Origin of the sequence: Pseudomonas sp. NPDC089408 (assembly GCF_044749445.1) — a bacterium.
Taxonomy (GTDB): Bacteria; Pseudomonadota; Gammaproteobacteria; order Pseudomonadales; family Pseudomonadaceae; genus Aquipseudomonas.
The window spans coordinates 146,685-164,087 of the sequence record NZ_JBIVHY010000002.1; the positions used below are offsets into that span (position 1 = coordinate 146,685).

Here is a 17,403-nt window from a genome sequence, read left to right on the forward strand (position 1 = left end):
GCTGCTGGCCTATTCGCGGGTGAACCCGCTCCTACACAGGACGGCGCCGGCCCAGGCCTGTGAAATCCCTTGTAGGAGCGGGTTCACCCGCGAAAGGGCCGGTACCGGCAACATTACTTGGACAGGTACCGCATCCCTTCTTCTAACCCTTGCAAGGTCAGCGGGTACATCTTGTCCTCGATCAGGTCCCGCACCAGGTGGGTCGAAGCGGTGTAATCCCAGGCCTGCTTCGGATACGGGTTGATCCAGATGATCTTCCTGAATTTCTCCATGAAGCGCTGTATCCACACATACCCGGCTTCTTCGTTCCAATGCTCCACGCTGCCACCGGGCTGGGTGATCTCGTAGGGCGCCATGGCTGCATCGCCGACGAACACCACTTTGTAGTCGTCGCCGTACTTGTGCAGCAGGTCGAAGGTGGAATAGCGCTCCGAAGTACGGCGCAGGTTGTTCTTCCACACCGACTCGTACACGCAGTTGTGGAAGTAGTAATACTCCAGGTGCTTGAGCTCGGTCTTGCAGGCCGAAAACAGCTCTTCGCAGACCTTGACGTGGGCGTCCATCGAGCCGCCAATGTCGAACAGCAACAGCAGCTTCACTGTATTGCGCCGCTCGGGGCGCATCTGGATGTTCAGCAGCCCGGCATCGCGCGCGGTGTGGTCGATGGTACCGTCGATGTCCAGCTCCTCGGCGGCGCCTTCACGGGCGAACTTGCGCAGCCGGCGCAATGCCAGCTTGATGTTGCGCGTGCCCAGTTCGACCTGGTCGTCGAGGTTCTTGTACTCGCGCTGGTCCCACACCTTCACCGCCTTGCCCTGGCGCTTGCCGGCTTCGCCGACGCGGATGCCCTCGGGGTTGAAACCGCCCGAGCCGAACGGGCTGGTGCCACCGGTACCGATCCACTTGTTGCCGCCGGCGTGGCGTTCCTTCTGCTCTTCGAGGCGTTTCTTGAACGCCTCGATCAGCTTGTCCAGGCCGCCCAGCGACTGGATCTGTGCGCGCTCTTCGTCCGTCAGCGAGCGCTCGAACTCCTTGCGCAGCCAGTCTTCCGGGATCAGGGCCTCTATGTGCCGGTCGAGGTTTTCCAGGCCCTTGAAGTAGGCAGCGAAGGCACGGTCGAACTTGTCGAAGTGGCGTTCGTCCTTTACCAGGATGGCACGGGCGAGGTAATAGAACGCGTCCATGTCGGCGAACACCACACGCTTTTGCAGGGCGTGATGCAGGTCGAGCAGTTCACGTACCGACACCGGCACCTTGGCCGCGCGCATTTCATTGAACAGGTTGAGCAGCATGGCCCGGCTCCTGTCAGCGGTTGCCGCGCCGGCTCATGAAGGCCAGGCGCTCAAGCAGTTGTACGTCCTGCTCGTTCTTCACCAGCGCACCGGCCAGCGGCGGGATAGCCTTGGTCGGGTCGCGTTCGCGCAGCACGGCCTCGCCGATCTGGTCAGCCATCAACAGCTTCAGCCAGTCGACCAGTTCAGAGGTGGACGGTTTTTTCTTCAGGCCCGGCACCTTGCGCACGTCGAAGAACACGTCCAGCGCCTCGCTGACCAGCGACTGGCTGATGTTCGGGTAGTGCACGTCGACGATCTGCTGCAGGGTGCCGCGGTCGGGGAAGGCGATGTAATGGAAGAAGCAGCGGCGCAGGAAGGCGTCCGGCAGCTCTTTTTCGTTATTGGAGGTAATGATGATGATCGGCCGCTGCTTCGCCTTGATGGTTTCGTCGATTTCGTAGACGTAGAACTCCATCTTGTCGAGCTCTTGCAGCAGGTCGTTGGGGAACTCGATGTCGGCCTTGTCGATTTCGTCGATCAGCAAGATGACCCGCTCTTCAGCCTCGAAGGCTTCCCACAGCTTGCCTTTTTTCAGGTAGTTGCGCACATCGTGGACCTTGTCCACGCCCAGCTGCGAGTCGCGCAGGCGGCTGACTGCGTCGTACTCGTAGAGGCCTTGGTGGGCCTTGGTGGTGGACTTGATGTGCCAGGTAATCAGGCGCGCGCCGAACGAAGCCGCCAGCTGTTCGGCGAGCATGGTCTTGCCGGTGCCAGGTTCGCCCTTGACCAGCAGCGGGCGTTCGAGGGTGATGGCCGCGTTTACTGCCAGTTTCAGGTCGTCTGTGGCGACGTAGTCGCGGGTGCCTTCGAACTTCATGGGTTTGTCCTCTGCCGTAAGCCTGCTCGGGCCTATTCGCGGGTGAACCCGCTCCTACACAGGGATCGCAATCCCCTTGTAGGAGCGGGTTTACCCGCGAAAGGGCCAGTACAGGCGACACATGTTTATAAGTTGTTACCGACTATAACGCGGGCCCAGGCAGCTGCAAACGCAGACCGGGTATTCAGTCCCTGAATGCCCCGTCACGCCCGCTCAGTCAGACTTCGGCGCCGGTTGCTCATAACGTGCATTGAACGCCTGGATAAACCCGTTGCGCAGAATCTGCAAAAACGCCTCGAAGGCGCTGATGTTCTGCTTGTGCACGCTGCCGCTGAGTTCCACCCGGGTAGCGAACTGGTTTTTCGGCTGGTTCTTCAACACCGTTTCGGTCGCCCCGACCACCGCTTCCCAGATTGAACGGAAAAAGCCCTTGTCTTTCTCCTGCACGTCCTGCTGCCAGTCGAACACATCGACATCGCGCAGCAGTGGCTTGATGTAGCCGTTCAGCCGACCATTCTCCGCCTGCGCCTCGATTACCACGTCGCCGTGCCCGGCGTTGAAGTCAAACTTGCCATAGGCGCTGGCAAAATCATTCAACCGGCGCAGCTGGATACCGGTAGCGCGCAGGCGAAACTCGAAGTCGTCAAAGTCGCTGAACGGGTCGAACGTGGCGCGGCTTTCCACCTTGGCGTCGCCGGCGATCAGCGCGGTGCCGTCGAAACTGGCGTCGCGTCGGCCTTTTTCGTCGCGGATGTTGGTGAGGTTGCGAATGTTTGCCTGCAGGCGGGTGGCCTTGAGGTCGACCGGCGGTTTGGAGTTGAAGTTGCGGAAAGTGAGCACGCCATTGTCGATGCGCACATCGTTGAGGGTGATGGGCAGAAGCTTTTCCAGTTGCTGGCGCCAGTCGGTCCCTTGGCCGGTCTGGGAATTCTGCTTGTTGCCGCCATCGACAAAGTTGAGCTCAGGGCGGTCGAAGACCACTTCGGCGACCACTGCGCGGTCATACCACAAGGCGTGCCAGCTGACCGACAGGTCTATCAGCGGCGCATCCACAAATGGCACCGGCACCTTGCCCGTGGTCTTGACGATCTTCAGCCCGTTGATCTTGTAGGCGCCACGCCACCAGGCCAGGTCTACGTCAGTAATCTGGCCTCGGTAGTCGCCCATGTCGGCAAGCTTGTCATTCAGGTAATCTCGCACCAGGTAGGGCAGGGCCAGGTGCAGCGCCACCAGCAGCGCCACCAGGCTGCCCAGGCCGATCAACGGCCAGCGGTAACGGGCTTTCATCAGCGGGTCTCCAATGCGGGATGTTTGGTTGACCGCAACGGGGCCGGCCGAGTTCGAACAGGCTTTACTGGCCACTGGCCGAGGCTTACCCTTGAGGTCTTTCCTGCTTGTTTTCATGCCAAGGACCCCTGCCATGAGCCGTATCTTTGCAGACAATGCCCACTCCATCGGCAATACGCCGCTGGTGCAGATCAACCGTATCGCCCCACGCGGCGTGACTATCCTGGCCAAGATCGAAGGGCGTAACCCGGGTTACTCGGTCAAGTGCCGCATTGGCGCGAACATGGTCTGGGAGGCCGAAAGCAGCGGCAAGCTCAAGCCAGGCATGACCATTGTCGAGCCTACTTCGGGCAACACCGGCATCGGCCTGGCGTTCGTCGCCGCCGCCCGTGGCTACAAGCTGATGCTGACCATGCCTGCGTCGATGAGCCTGGAACGCCGCAAGGTGCTGAAGGCGCTGGGCGCCGAGCTGGTGCTGACCGAGCCGGCCAAGGGCATGAAGGGCGCCATCGAGAAGGCCAACGAAATTGTCGCCTCCGACCCGTCCCAGTTCTTCCTGCCGGGCCAGTTCGAAAACCCGGCCAACCCGGCCATCCACGAAAAAACCACCGGTCCGGAAATCTGGAACGACACCGACGGCGCGGTCGATGTGCTGGTCGCGGGCGTCGGCACCGGCGGTACCATCACCGGTGTGTCGCGGTACATCAAGCATACCCAAGGCAAGGCGATCACTTCGGTGGCCGTAGAACCGGCCGCGTCGCCACTGATTACCCAGACCCTGGCCGGAGAAGAACTCCAGCCAAGCCCGCACAAGATCCAGGGCATCGGAGCCGGCTTTGTGCCGAAAAACCTCGACCTGTCGATTGTCGACCAGGTCGTGACGGTGACCGACGAAGAGTCCAAGGCCATGGCCATTCGCCTGATGCAGGAGGAGGGTATTCTGTGCGGTATTTCCTGTGGTGCGGCCATGGCAGCAGCCGTGCGCCTGGCAGAAAAGCCAGAAATGCAGGGTAAGACCATCGTCGTAATCCTGCCCGATTCGGGCGAGCGCTACCTGTCGAGCATGCTGTTCAGCGACCTGTTCAGCGAGCAGGAAAACCAGCAGTAATCAGCCTTGCCGCTGATTCGGCGCAATGTTCGGCGGCCTGGTTTATTGCAAAATCTTCATGAATGCGATCTCGCCCGGGTTGTTTGTACCGCGGCGGGATCGGTTTATGATGGCAGGATGATTTTCAGGAGAGCAGGCCGCGCAGCCCTGTCTCTTCCCCAAGGAGTGACGCATGACCTTATCCTTTGCAGCCAAGGCAGGTGTCTTGCTGGTATTTTTCGGCAGCGTGCTATTCGTGCACCTGCGCGGCAAGGCACGCCTGCCGGTGTTGCGCCAGTTCGTCAACCATTCGGCGTTGTTCGCCCCCTATAACGCCTTGATGTACCTGTTTTCTGGCGTGCCGTCCAAGCCTTACCTGGACCGCCAGCGCTTCCCCGAGCTGGACGTGCTGAAGGACAACTGGCAGGAAATCCGCGAAGAGGCCATGCGCCTGTTCGACGAGGGCTATATCCGCGCTGCCGAAAAGGACAACGACGCCGGCTTCGGTTCGTTCTTCAAGAAGGGCTGGAAGCGTTTTTACCTGAAATGGTACGACAAGCCGCTGCCTTCGGCCGAAGCCCTGTGCCCGCGCACGGTCGAGCTGGTCAGCAGCATCCCCAACGTCAAGGGCGCGATGTTCGCCCTGTTGCCCGGTGGCAGCCACCTGAACCCGCACCGCGACCCGTTCGCCGGTTCGCTGCGCTATCACCTGGGCCTGTCCACGCCGAACTCCGATGCCTGCCGCATCTACGTCGACGGTGAGCAATACGCCTGGCGTGATGGTGAAGACGTCATGTTCGACGAAACCTACGTGCATTGGGTGAAGAACGAGACCGACGTGACCCGGGTAATCCTGTTCTGCGACATCGAACGGCCGCTGAGCAGCCCGCTGATGACCCGCATCAACCGCAAGGTCAGTGCTTTCCTCGGCCGCGCCACCGCGCCGCAGAACACCGACGACGAGCGCGTAGGCGGGATCAACCAGGCGTATGCCTGGAGCAAGCGCTTCAGCAATAAAATCAGCACCCGCGTGAAGCAGTTCAAACGCGCCAACCCCAAGGCCTACCGCGTGCTGCGGCCGGTGCTGGCGGTGGTGGTTGCTTACCTGCTGTATCGCTGGTTGTTCTGATTTTGCCTGGTGGTGGGCGCGGTGCTAAGCGCCCCTAATATGTCAGCCTCAGCGCTTTATAGGGAATTATAGAGCGATTATAGAGCGATTATAGAGGGCCTATAGGGCTCAAACAGTGGTTTGGCTGCACGGTGCTTGTCACAACATTTTCATAGCCAGTCAAATCGAGCGCCGCCCGCGCGGCGCTTCGCGGCACAAGGCAGCTCCCACATCTGTTTCGGGCCAATTATTCCTGTGCCTTTGGCGCGCGCACCCTGCATATCTTTTCTGATCAGCACTGGCCCTTGTAGGAGCGGCCTTGCGTCGCGATGGGCTGCGAAGCAGCCCCAGGATTTCCGCACAGATGCACAAATTGCCGGGGCTGCTTCGCAGCCCATCGCGACGCAAGGCCGCTCCTACAAGGGCCAGTGCCTACCTTGAAAGTGAAGCAGGCCAGGTGGGAGCCTTGTGCCGCGAAGCGCCGCGCGGGCGGGTTCGATTTGAGCATCAATGACAATATCAGTCAGGCCTCATCAGCTTCGAAACCCTTGTCAGGCGGGCTCCATTGCCTCCACCACCTTCCCCCGGCTCAGGTGCACTACCTTGTCCGCCGTATCGAAGTACCGGTCATCATGCGAAATCACGATGATGGTCTTGCCCATGCGCTTCAGGTCCGGCAATAGCTCGGTGTAGAACACCCGGCGGAAGGTCGGGTCCTGGTCTGCCGCCCATTCGTCGAACACCAGCACCGGTCGGCCGTCCAGCCAGGCATTGACCAGCGCCAGGCGCTTGCGCTGGCCGGTCGACAGGTCGGTGGTGGTAAAGGCGCCATCGCGCACGCTGACCTTGTGGGCAATCTCCAGCCGTTCCAGGTAGCGTGTGGCATCGCTCGGCAGCGCGTGTTCATGCTCGGGCAGGTCTTCGAACAGGTAGTAGTCGGCAAACACCGTGGTGAACAGCTGGCGATAGTCATCCAGCCCCTGCGGCCCGACGGCTTTGCCATTCAGGCGCACTTCGCCGCGTTGCGGGGTGTACAGGCCCAGCAGCAGCTTGATCAGCGAAGTCTTGCCGCAGCCGTTTTCACCGACGATGAACAAAATTTCGCCTGGCTCGATGCTCAGGTTCACCGGCCCCACGCGGAACGGCTCGTTGCCGTCCACCGGCGGGTAGGCGTACTCGACGTTGTGCAGTTCCAGGTGCGCACTGGTCGGGGCCGCACGTTTGACCGGTGGCTCCAGCAACAGGTGCGGTTCAGGCGAGGAAAAACGTTCGGACAGGTCGGCAATGCGGCGGAACGCCACCTGGGCGCGGCCGAGGATCGGCAAGTTGCCGATCAGCGTTTCCAGTGGGCCTTTCATGTACAGCAGCACGAGCACGAAGCCGCTCATCACTGCCGGGTCGTTGCTGGGCCACAGCGACTGCAGGGCCAGGGTCAGGCCAATGACCACGAAGAACAGCATCGAGCCCAGGCTCTTGGCCGCCACGAAGATGTTGATGGCGCGGATATGGGTGTTGGCGATGAAGTCGGCAGTCCCCTGGATATTGCGCGTCAGCATGGCGTGGCGGCGGCGGCGGTCGATGCGCAGCTCCTTGGCGCCTTCGGCAATGGCTGAATAGTGCTTTTGCAGGTTGTCTTCGGCATCGCGCGCGGCGTTGAAGCCGGCAACGCCTTTTTGCCGGGCGATGTACTGGATGCCGCTGCCGATACCGATGGCGACCAGGGTGATAAGGAAGATCGGCCACGACAGCCAGGCCAGGTAGGCCATGCAGCCGGTCACCGTGGTCAGCGAGATGGCCAGCGGGGCGAAGGCGAAGGCAAAGTCGCTGATGGTGTCGACGTCGCGGGTCAGTACCGGGATCAGCCGGTGGGTACGGTAGCGCTCGATCTGCTCGATCGGTGCCGACAGCACCTTGGCACCCAGGTCCTGGCGCAGCCGGGCGATGACTTTCTGGCCAACGTAGTTGGTGCCGCTGTCGGCCGCCACGCTGCTGACCAGGGCCAGCACGCACAGGCCGGCGAAGGCTAGGATGACGCCCTGGCTCATGCCGCCTTCGGCATGCAGGCCCTGGTTGACGGTGGCCAGCAGGGCGGTTACGGCCAGGCCGCCGACCATGCCCAGCAGCACCGAGACGATGACCGCCGGGCGGTAGGGTTTGAGCAGGCCCAGCAGTTCGCGGATGGCCCCGGGGGAAGAGGTTTTCATGAAGCGTGATCTCGCTTGTGGGATGGGGGCGTGGTCAGCTGCCGAGGGCCAGGGTGCCTTTCATCAAGGTGCTGTGGAACGGGAACGAGCAATAGAAGCTGTAGTCGGTACCGGCCTTCAGTTGTTGGGTCTCGAGGGTGACGCTGTCCTGTTCGCCGCCGCCGATCAGGCGGGTGTGGGCGATTACCCGGGTGTCGCCGGGCTTGACGTAGTCCTGCGCCTCGCCGGCCTTCTGGCCGTCATCCAGCACACCGTGCATGTCGGCCTGGGTACTCAGTACCCAGTTGTGGCCCATCACGTTTTTCGGCATGTCGCCGGGGTGGGTGAGGGTGACGGTGAATTGGCTGCAGGCCTTGGGCACGTTGATGGCGGTTTTGTCGAAGGTCATCTGGTCGGTGCCGTGGATTTCCACGGCGCATTGCTCTGCCGACCAGGCGGCCGGAGCCGCGGCGAACAGGGCGAGGAGCAGAAGCTGGCGAGTCATGTACGGTTCCTGGGCGATAAAAGGGGCACATCGTTCAGACGAACCGGCGCGCGCTGGCTTTACCTGTGTGTGCGGGGCTGGTGAATTTCCCGTCGGCCCGCTCGTTCATCTAGTCAGGCGCTGCCATGGCGCACATCCCGTTTCCGCCGCCAACGCGGCCCTGGCTTGAGGTGACCGTACATGAGTGAACTGCTGAGCTTTGCCATCGAACCGCTGGACGCCGCGCGCGGTAACCTGCCGCTGCTGGTGCGTGCGCCGGAGCCGGGGATCGACCTGCTGGAAGCCTTTGCCGAACTGCAGCCACTGGTCGACCGGCACCTGTTGCAAGCGGGTGGCATCCTGTTCCGCGGCTTTGAAGTGGCGGGTGCCGAAGCCTTCCGCCAGTTCGCCGCCTCGTTCGGCCACCCGTTGCTCAACTACGAGTTCGGCTCTACCCCGCGCAGCAACGTGACCAAAGGCGTGTACACCTCCACCGAGTACCCGGCGCACCAGAGTATCCCGTTGCACAACGAGCAGGCGTATACCCTCGAATGGCCGATGAAGATCTGGTTCTACAGCGTGATCCCCGCCGAAACAGGTGGTGAAACGCCAATTGCCGACAGCCGCGAGGTGTACCGGCGCATGCCGGCGCGCATTCGTGAACGGCTGGTGGATAAGGGGTTGATGTACGTGCGCAACTACGGCAATGGCCTGGATGTGGAATGGTCGCAGGTGTTCAACACCGAAGACCCGCGCCAGGTCGAAGCGTATTGCCGGGCGCATGCCATCGAGTGCATCTGGAAGGACGACGGCGAGCTGCGCACCCGCCAGCGTTGCCAGGTGGTGTCACGCCACCCGGTGACCGGCGATGACGTGTGGTTCAACCAGGCCCACCTGTTCCATGTGTCCAACCTGCAGCCGGAGGTGCGTGAGTCGCTGATGGACATTGTCGAGGAAGAGGACCTGCCGCGTAACGTGTACTACGGCGACGGTACGACCATCGAGGACTCGTTGCTCGATGAAGTGCGCGGGGTGCTGGATGAATGCACCATCAGTTTTCCTTGGCTGGCGAATGATGTGTTGATGCTCGACAACATGCTGGCGGCGCATGCGCGGTCGCCGTTTACCGGCAAGCGCAAGGTGGTGGTGGCGATGGCGCAGGGGTATAGCGAGGGGTTGGGCTGATTTGGGAGTGGGGGCTGCCCTGTGCCTGCCTTGAGAGGTGTAGCGCTTGTGAGATCAAGCGCCGCCCGCGCGGCGCTTCGCGGGACAAGTCGGATCGCCGCACCGCCGCTCCCACATCTGTTTCGGGCCAATTATTCCTGTGCCAGGTGGGGTGCAGCCTTGGCGCATGGCTGGAGGTTGATGAAGAGTAGTGGCGCCCCTTCGATATTGAAGGGGACAAACAAGGCGGACAGAGGTGACTTAACAGGATGGACTGGCCCGAAACAGATGTGGGAGCGGGCTTGTCCCGCGAAGCGCCGCGCGGGCGGCGCTCGATCTCACAGGCGCTGAAGATGTTGTGGCGAACACCTGCCAGCCCTGATGCATTCCCCCGACAAGCCCCCGCAACCTACATCAATTCCAGACTATTCCTACGCCTCAGCACTGGCAACTCCACCCCCTGCGAAATACCCTACAACCTCTGTCGACCCGCGTCTGATTGTTCCTGCAAATCCCGCCCTCTAGGCTTTACCTGTCGCTGACGGTTCAGCGATCGGGTGTGGAAACCTGGCAAGACATATGATGATTGTTGACACGACAGCTGTACGCGGGAGGCTCTCGGGCCTACCGGGTTCATCATATGCCTGGTTTTCCACCCCGTGTGCAGCTGTCACCCCAATGTGTGGAAACGGACGGGTGGCACATAACCTATATGATGACCAATCCATGACCGACGAAACCAAAACCACCCCCGGCGTCACCTACTTCTTCCAGGGCGAAGGCCAGACCCATCCACTATTCCGCATCGCCGAGGGCATCCCCTGCCGCAGCGCCCGCGAGCAAGCCTCTGAACTGATGGGCTACGCGCGTGATCTTTCACTGACTGGCTTGATGGATGGCGACCAGCAAATGATGTGGGCATCGCATTACTTTGCAGCCATGGCCAAGGCGCTGCTGGATGATGCCGAGTTGGGGTTGATGCGCTGATTCTTGTATTGGCTGAGCTGGCTCTTTCGGGGCCAAGGTGCCTGTCTTGAAACAGGGGCAGGGCGGCCAGGTGCCTGCCTTGAGAGGTGTGTCGCCTGTGAGATCGAGCGCCGCCCGCGCGGCGCTTCGCGGCACAAGGCCGCTTCCACATCTGTTTCGGGCCAGTCCATCCTGTTAAGTCACCTCTGTCCGCCTTGTTTGTTCCCTTCGATATTGAAGGGGGCGCCGCTGCTCTTCATCAATCTCCAGCCATGCACCCAGGGTGCGCGCACCATAGGCACAGAAGTAACTGGCCCGAAACAGATGTGGGAGCGGCGGTGCGGCGATCCGACTTGCCCCGCGAAGCGCCGCGCGGGCGGCGCTCGATCTCACAGGCGCTGAACCTGTCCTGGCGAACACCTGCCACCCCCGCCACCCTCCACTAAATAACCCCCCCACACCTTCGTCTGACAGTTACCGCTCGACTGCCAGGACTCCGCTCGACATGAATGCCGACCAAACGCTCAAGCTCGCCCGCCGCTTCATCGAACTCAGCCCCGACAAGCGCCGCCTGTTCCTCAAGGCGCTGCAGGGCGAGGGCATGGATTTTTCCGTGCTGCCGATTGCGCCTGGGGTGGAGGTGGCCGAGCGTGACCAGCTGTCGTACGCCCAGCGGCGCATGTGGTTCCTCTGGCAGCTGGACCCGCAAGGCGCGGCATACAACCTGCCCATGGCCGTGCGCCTGCACGGCCCGCTGAACCTGGCCGCCTTGCAGCAGGCCTTCGATGCCCTAGTGGCGCGCCACGAAACGCTGCGTACCCGCTTTGTCGCCGACGGCGATGACGTGCGCCAGCAGGTTGATGCAGCCCCAGCCCCGCTGCAGCTACGCCAGGATGCCCTCACCGGTCTGGACGACAACGCCCGCCAGGCCGCCATCGAGACCATCGCCGAAGCCGAAGCCCTGGCCCCGTTCGACCTGGCCAGCGGCCCGCTGCTGCGTGTGCGCCTGTTGCAACTGGCGGCGCAAGAGCACGTACTGCTGCTGACCCTGCACCATATCGTCGCCGACGGCTGGTCGATGAACGTGCTGATCGACGAATTCCTGCACCTTTACGACGCCGCTGTGGCCGGCAGCGGGGCTACCCTCGCTGCGCTGCCCATCCAGTACCGCGACTACGCCCTGTGGCAGCGCAGCTGGCTGGAGGCCGGCGAGCAGGAGCGCCAGCTGGCCTACTGGCAGGCGCGCCTGGGCGACGACCATTCGCCGCTGGAACTGCCACTGGACCGCCCCCGTCAGGGGCGCCCCAGCTACCGCGGCGCACGCCACGAGTTCCCTATTGCCGCAGACGTCGCCGAACGCCTGCGCGGTGTGGCCCGCAAGCACAACGTCACCCTGTTCATGGTCCTGCTGGCCGCTTTCAAGCTGCTGCTGCAGCGCTACAGCGGCCAGGCCGCGATCCGCGTTGGTGTGCCCATCGCCAACCGCAACCGTGCCGAAGGCCAAGGCCTGATCGGCTGCTTCATCAACACCCAGGTGCTGCACACCGAGATCGACCCGCTGCTGGATATCGCCGGCCTGCTGCAGCGCGTGCGGGAAACCGCCGTGGGCGCGCAAAGCCATCAGGACTTGCCGTTCGAGCAACTGGTCGAGGCCCTGGACCTGCCGCGCACTAGCGAAAGCCCGCTGTTCCGCGTGCTGTTCAACCACCAGGCGCAGGTGGCGGATGTACAGGCCATCGAGACCCGCTCCGGCCTGAGCCTGGCGCCGATTGCCCTGGAAAAGCACAGTGCGCGCTTCGACCTGGCGCTGGACACCCACGAGCGCGCCGGGCAGTTGCATGCTGCGTTCACCTATGCGACCGATGTGTTCGATGCGGCTACCGTCGAAACCCTCGGCGAGCAGTGGCTGGCCCTGGTGCAGGCGCTGGCCGCCGAAACGGCTGGCGCGGTGGGCGAGCTGGTATTGCCGGGCCTGGCCAGCGCCGGTGCTTCGCCAGCGCCGGCTGATGAAGCACCCATGGTGCACCAGCGTTTTGCTGCTGCCGCCCGCCGTCACCCTGAGCGCATTGCGGTGGTGGCCGCAGGCAAGCAGGCCAGCTATGCCGAGCTGGAGGCCCGCGCCGAGGCCATTGCCAGCCGCCTGGTCGAAGCTGGGGTAGGGCCAGATACGCTGGTCGGTGTACTGGCCGATCGCAGTGTCGGCATGCTCGCCAGCATGCTGGCTGTGCTCAAGGCCGGCGGCGGCTACCTGCCACTTGAACCTGAGCAATCGGCTGAGCGGCTGGCGTACATGCTCAACGACAGCGACACACGCCTGGTGCTGGCACCCGGTCACTGGCACGCCGAGCTGCCAGCCACCGTGCAGCAGCTGGACTGGGCACAAACCGGTGTTGGCAGCGCCACGCGCACGGCTCCCGCAGCGGCCAGCCTGGCCTACGTGATCTACACCTCCGGTACCACCGGCCAGCCCAAGGGCGTGGCGATCAGCCATGCAGCCTTGGCCAACTATGTCGATGGCATCAGCGCGCGCCTGCCGGTCGAGCATATCCGCAGCATGGCCCAGGTCTCGACCCCGGCGGCCGACCTTGGCCACACCATGCTGTTCGGCGCCTTGTGCGGCGGCCACACCCTGCACCTGCTATTGCGCGAGCAGGTGCTGGATGCCGAAGGTTTCGCCGCCTACCTGGCCGAGCACCAGGTCGATGCGCTGAAGATCGTACCGTCGCACCTGGAGGCGATGCTGGTGGCAGGGCGCGCGGCGTTGCCGGGGCAGTGCCTGGTACTCGGTGGCGAGGCCATCAGCCCGGGCCTGCTGGGCAAGATCCGCCAACTGGCCCCTGAACTCAAGGTGTTCAACCACTACGGCCCGACCGAGACCACCGTCGGTGTGCTGGTCGCCGAACTGAACGAGCACGTCAGCCTCGGTCAACCGCTGGCCAACACCCATGTCGCGGTGCTCGACCGCTGCCTGCAGCCCCTGCCGTTCAAGGCCAAGGGCGAGCTGTACATCGGCGGCGCGGGCCTGGCCCGTGGTTACCTGAACCGCCCGGCACTCACTGCCGAACGCTTTGTCCCCGACCCGAACGGCAGCCACGGCCAGCGCCTGTACCGCAGTGGTGACTGGGTGCGCCAGGGCAGCGACCTGCAATTCGCCGGGCGCATGGATGGCCAGGTAAAAATCCGTGGCTACCGCGTCGAGCTGGGCGAAATCGAAAACCAGCTGCGCGCGCGGGACGGCGTCGCCAATGCCCTGGTCCGCGTGCATGGCCAGGCGCCGCAATTGCAACTGGCGGCCTGGCTGGTGCCCCGCGAGATGCCAGCCGACAGCCTGGCCTGGCAGGACGCGATCCGCAGCACCCTCAAAGGCGTGCTGCCCGAACACATGGTGCCCACCCACCTGATGGTGCTGCAGCAGCTGCCGGTCACGGTCAACGGCAAGGTCGACGTCAAGGCGTTGCCCGAACCTGTCGCTACCCAGGTGGCTTACCAGCCTGCGCAAACCCCGCTGCAGGTGCAGTTGGCGCAGATCTGGGCCGAAGTCCTGCAAGTCGCCCAGGTGGGCCTGAGCGACAACTTCTTCGCCCTCGGTGGGCACTCGTTGCTGGCCACCCAGGCCGTTTCGCGGGTGCGCAAGCAACTGGGCGTGGATATCCCGTTGCGCACGCTGTTCGACACCGTCGACCTGCAGGCCTTCGCCCAGGCGGTGGCCGACAGCGAGCAGGGCGCGGGCCTGGACATCGAGATCCTCGACCGCCAGCAGCCTCTGCCGGTGTCGCGCTCGCAGAACCGCCAGTGGCTGTTCTGGAAGCTCAACCCGCAAAGCCTGGCCTACAACACGCCGATGGCGGTGCGCATGCACGGCAACCTCGACCGTGCCGCCGTGCAGGCCGCCGTGGATGCACTGGTGGCGCGCCACGAATCGCTGCGCACGGTGTTCGTCGAGGCCGATGGCCTGCCTTGGCAGCGCATTCTGCCGGCGGCCACGGTGCCGATCGGTTTCGAAGACCTCAGCGGCCAGGACCACGCCGCGCAGATGCGCAAGCTGGAGGCCGAAGCCTTCGTCCCGTTCGACCTCGAGCGCGGCCCGCTGCTGCGTGCGCGACTGTTCAAGGTGCAGGACCAGGAACATTTGCTGTCGCTGACCCTGCACCACATCGTCTCCGACGGTTGGTCGATGAGCCTGCTGGTGCGCGAGTTTGCCGCCGCCTACAACGCCGCGGCCACAGGCCAGGCACACACCCTCGAGCCGTTGCCGGTGCAGTACGCCGACTTCGCCGCCTGGCAGCGCAAGTGGCTGGCCGAAGGGCAGATGCAGGCGCAGATCGACTACTGGAAAGGCCGCCTGGAAGACGACTACGAAGTGCTCGAACTGCCTGCCGACCGCATGCGGCCACAGGTCAAGAGCTACCAGGGCAGCCGGTTCGACGTGCGCCTGCCGCTGGCCCTGACCGAGCGCCTGCGGGCCTTGGCAGTGGCGTCCAACGCCACGCTGTTCCATGTGTTCCTGGCGGCCTATGCCATCGTGCTGTCGCGCTACAGCCGCAAGGACACGTTGAACATCGGCGTACCGGTGACCAACCGCAACCGCCTGGAGCTGGAAGGGCTTATCGGCTTCTTCATCAACGTGGTGGTGGCGCGCATCGGTGTCGATGGCAGCCAGCCGTTCCCGCAGCTGCTGGCGGCGATCAAGGAAACCACCCTGCAGGCCCAGGCCAACAAGGACGTGCCGTTCCTCGAGGTGGCCGAAGCGCTGTACCCGGACCGTGACCAGGGCGTGAACCCGTTCTTCCAGGTGTTGTACAACCACCTGCGCGACCTTGGCGAACAGGTGTCCAGCGATGCCCTGCACGGCCTGCAGGTCAAGGAAGTGGACTTGCTGGAGCCTGGCGCGCAGTACGACATTTCGCTCAACACCCTGGAGCGCTCCGATGGCGTGACCGCTTCGTTCAACTACTCCACTGACCTGTTCGACGCCCCGCGCATCGAGCGCATGGCCGGCCACTGGCAAGCGCTGCTGGAGGCCATTTGTGCCGAACCCCAGCGCTGCATCGCCGAGCTGGACATGCTTGGCAGCACCGAGCGCCAGCAACTGACCCATGCCTGGAACCCGGCCGCGCAATCCGCCAGCGGCCTGTGCGCGCACCAGTTGCTGGAACGCCAGGCGCAACAGCGGCCAGAGGCCCTGGCGCTGATCTTCGACGACCAGCACATGACCTATGCCGAGCTGGACCGCAGCAGCAACCGGCTGGCGCACCGCCTGCGGGCGCTGGGCGTGGGCCCGGACCGCCTGGTCGGCGTAGCGGTCGAGCGTGGTCTGGGCATGGCCCTGGCGCTGGTCGCCATCCACAAGGCTGGCGGCGCCTATGTGCCGCTGGACCCGGACTACCCGCAAGAGCGCCTGGCCTACATGGTCGAAGACAGCAACATCGGCTTGCTGCTGGCCGATGCCCCTTCGCGTGAGCGCCTGCAACTTGGCAAACAGCTGCCCTGCGTGCTGCTGGAACCTGGCACCGAGTGGCTGCAGGCCTGGCCCGCCGAGCCGCTGGCCAACCTGGCCGCGCCGCACAACCTGGCCTACGTGATCTACACCTCCGGCTCCACCGGCATGCCCAAGGGCGTGGCCATCGATCACCATGCCTTGTCGGTGTTCTGCCAGGTGGCCGGCGACTATTCGCGGCTGAGCCCGGACGACCGCGTGCTGCAGTTCGCCACCTTCAGCTTTGACGGTTTCATCGAGCAGTTCTTCCCGCCGCTGGCCCAGGGTGCCTGCGTGGTGCTGCGTGACCTGCGGCTGTGGGACACCGCCACGCTGCTGGACGAAATCAACCGCCATGGGGTGACCGTGGCCGACCTGCCAGCGGCCTACTGGCGCCTGCTGGCGCTGGAGCGCCGCGGCCCCGAGGCCTATGGCAGGTTGAAGCAGATTCACGTCGGTGGCGAGGCAGTACCGGAAGACGCCCTGCGTGCCTGGCTGGCTGATGGCCCGCCAGCGGTGCGCCTGTTGAACACTTATGGCCCGACCGAAGCCACCGTGGTCGCCACGGTGTATGACTGCTCACAGATGACCGACGCGCAGATCAGCCAGGGCGGCGTGCCGATCGGCCGCGCCATTGCCGGCCGCAGCCTGCATGCCCTGGACGATGGCATGGCGCCAACCCCGGTGGGCGTGCCCGGTGAGCTGTTCATCGGCGGCGCCGGTGGCCTGGCGCGCGGCTACCACCAGCGGCCGTCGCTGACTGCCGAGCGCTTCATCCCCAACCCGTTCGACCCGGTTGGCGGTGGCCGCCTGTACCGCACCGGTGACCTTGGCTGTTACGACGAAAACGGCCAACTGGCCTATCGCGGCCGGGTCGACCATCAGGTGAAGGTACGCGGCTTCCGTATCGAGCTGGGCGAGATCGAGCAGTACCTGCGGGCGCACCCGGACGTGCGCGAAGCCACCGTGCTGGCCATCGACCTGCCGGGCGGCAAGCAGCTGTGTGCCTACGCCGTACCGACCGAAGGTTACGCCGGCGACCTGCGCCTGGCCTTGAAGCAGTACCTCAAGGCCAGCCTGCCGGACTACATGATCCCGGCCTACCTGGTGACCTTGCCAGGCATGCCACTGACCCCCAGCGGCAAGCTCGACCGCAAGGCCTTGCCGCTGCCCGACCCGAACCAGCCGCAGCACGACTATGAGGCGCCGCAGACCGAGCGGCAACAGCAGCTGGCGAGCCTCTGGGCACAGTTGTTGAACGTCACCCGGGTCGGTCTGAACGACAACTTCTTCGAACTGGGTGGCCACTCCTTGCTGGCCGCCCAGGCGGTGTCGCGGATCAACGTCGAGCTGGGGCTGGACATACCCCTGCGGCTGATCTTCACCCACCCCGAACTGCGCGCCTTTGCCCAGGCGCTGGAGGAGCAGGCCCTGTCGCTGTCCGACGATGGCCTGAGCGATATCGAAAACATGATGAACGCATTCACAGAGGCCTGA

10 protein-coding genes are annotated in these 17,403 nt (G+C 63.9%); 5 read left to right on the plus strand and 5 right to left on the minus strand.

Going from position 1 to position 17,403, the window contains the following annotated elements; translation table 11 throughout:
- Nucleotides 1-113 precede the first annotated feature (113 nt).
- From ACIP02_RS04150 to ACIP02_RS04160, 3 genes are all read right to left on the minus strand, one after another.
- A complete protein-coding gene (locus tag ACIP02_RS04150) occupies nt 114-1,292 on the minus strand; it encodes a VWA domain-containing protein (protein ID WP_400613511.1) in 1,179 nt (392 codons plus the stop codon).
- Nucleotides 1,293-1,305: 13 nt separating this feature from the next.
- Nucleotides 1,306-2,151 carry an AAA family ATPase gene (locus ACIP02_RS04155; RefSeq protein WP_400613513.1) on the minus strand — a complete coding sequence of 282 codons (846 nt, stop codon included), beginning with the start codon at nt 2,149-2,151 and terminating at the stop codon, nt 1,306-1,308.
- A 213-nt stretch (nt 2,152-2,364) separates the two neighbouring features.
- Entirely contained in the window at nt 2,365-3,438 is a 1,074-nt protein-coding gene (locus ACIP02_RS04160; protein WP_400613515.1) for a DUF748 domain-containing protein, read from the minus strand.
- A gap of 133 nt (nt 3,439-3,571) precedes the next feature.
- Here ACIP02_RS04160 and cysK point away from each other — a divergent pair, with 133 nt between their 5' ends.
- Together cysK and ACIP02_RS04170 are read left to right on the plus strand one after the other, a co-directional pair.
- On the plus strand, nt 3,572-4,546 hold the full coding sequence (gene cysK, locus ACIP02_RS04165; protein WP_400613517.1) for a cysteine synthase A: 975 nt from the start codon (nt 3,572-3,574) through the stop codon (nt 4,544-4,546).
- A gap of 172 nt (nt 4,547-4,718) precedes the next feature.
- Nucleotides 4,719-5,654, plus strand: a complete 936-nt coding sequence (locus ACIP02_RS04170; RefSeq protein WP_400613519.1) for an aspartyl/asparaginyl beta-hydroxylase domain-containing protein — start codon at nt 4,719-4,721, stop codon at nt 5,652-5,654.
- A gap of 530 nt (nt 5,655-6,184) precedes the next feature.
- Here ACIP02_RS04170 and ACIP02_RS04175 read toward each other — a convergent pair.
- Nucleotides 6,185-7,837, minus strand: coding sequence for a cyclic peptide export ABC transporter (locus tag ACIP02_RS04175; protein WP_400613521.1), 1,653 nt, complete (start codon nt 7,835-7,837; stop codon nt 6,185-6,187).
- A gap of 34 nt (nt 7,838-7,871) precedes the next feature.
- Nucleotides 7,872-8,321 carry an azurin gene (azu, locus tag ACIP02_RS04180; protein WP_400613524.1) on the minus strand — a complete coding sequence of 150 codons (450 nt, stop codon included), beginning with the start codon at nt 8,319-8,321 and terminating at the stop codon, nt 7,872-7,874.
- Between the two features lie 180 nt (nt 8,322-8,501).
- Between azu and ACIP02_RS04185 the strand changes: the two genes are divergently transcribed.
- The 3 genes from ACIP02_RS04185 (at nt 8,502) to ACIP02_RS04195 (ending at nt 17,403) form a co-directional block, all read left to right on the plus strand.
- On the plus strand, nt 8,502-9,485 hold the full coding sequence (locus ACIP02_RS04185; protein ID WP_400613527.1) for a TauD/TfdA family dioxygenase: 984 nt from the start codon (nt 8,502-8,504) through the stop codon (nt 9,483-9,485).
- 705 nt (nt 9,486-10,190) lie between these two features.
- Nucleotides 10,191-10,451, plus strand: coding sequence for a DUF3077 domain-containing protein (locus tag ACIP02_RS04190; RefSeq protein WP_201203624.1), 261 nt, complete (start codon nt 10,191-10,193; stop codon nt 10,449-10,451).
- A 484-nt stretch (nt 10,452-10,935) separates the two neighbouring features.
- The gene (locus tag ACIP02_RS04195; protein ID WP_400613529.1) at nt 10,936-17,403 is read left to right on the plus strand and encodes an amino acid adenylation domain-containing protein; all 6,468 of its coding nucleotides are present in this window, start codon (nt 10,936-10,938) and stop codon (nt 17,401-17,403) included.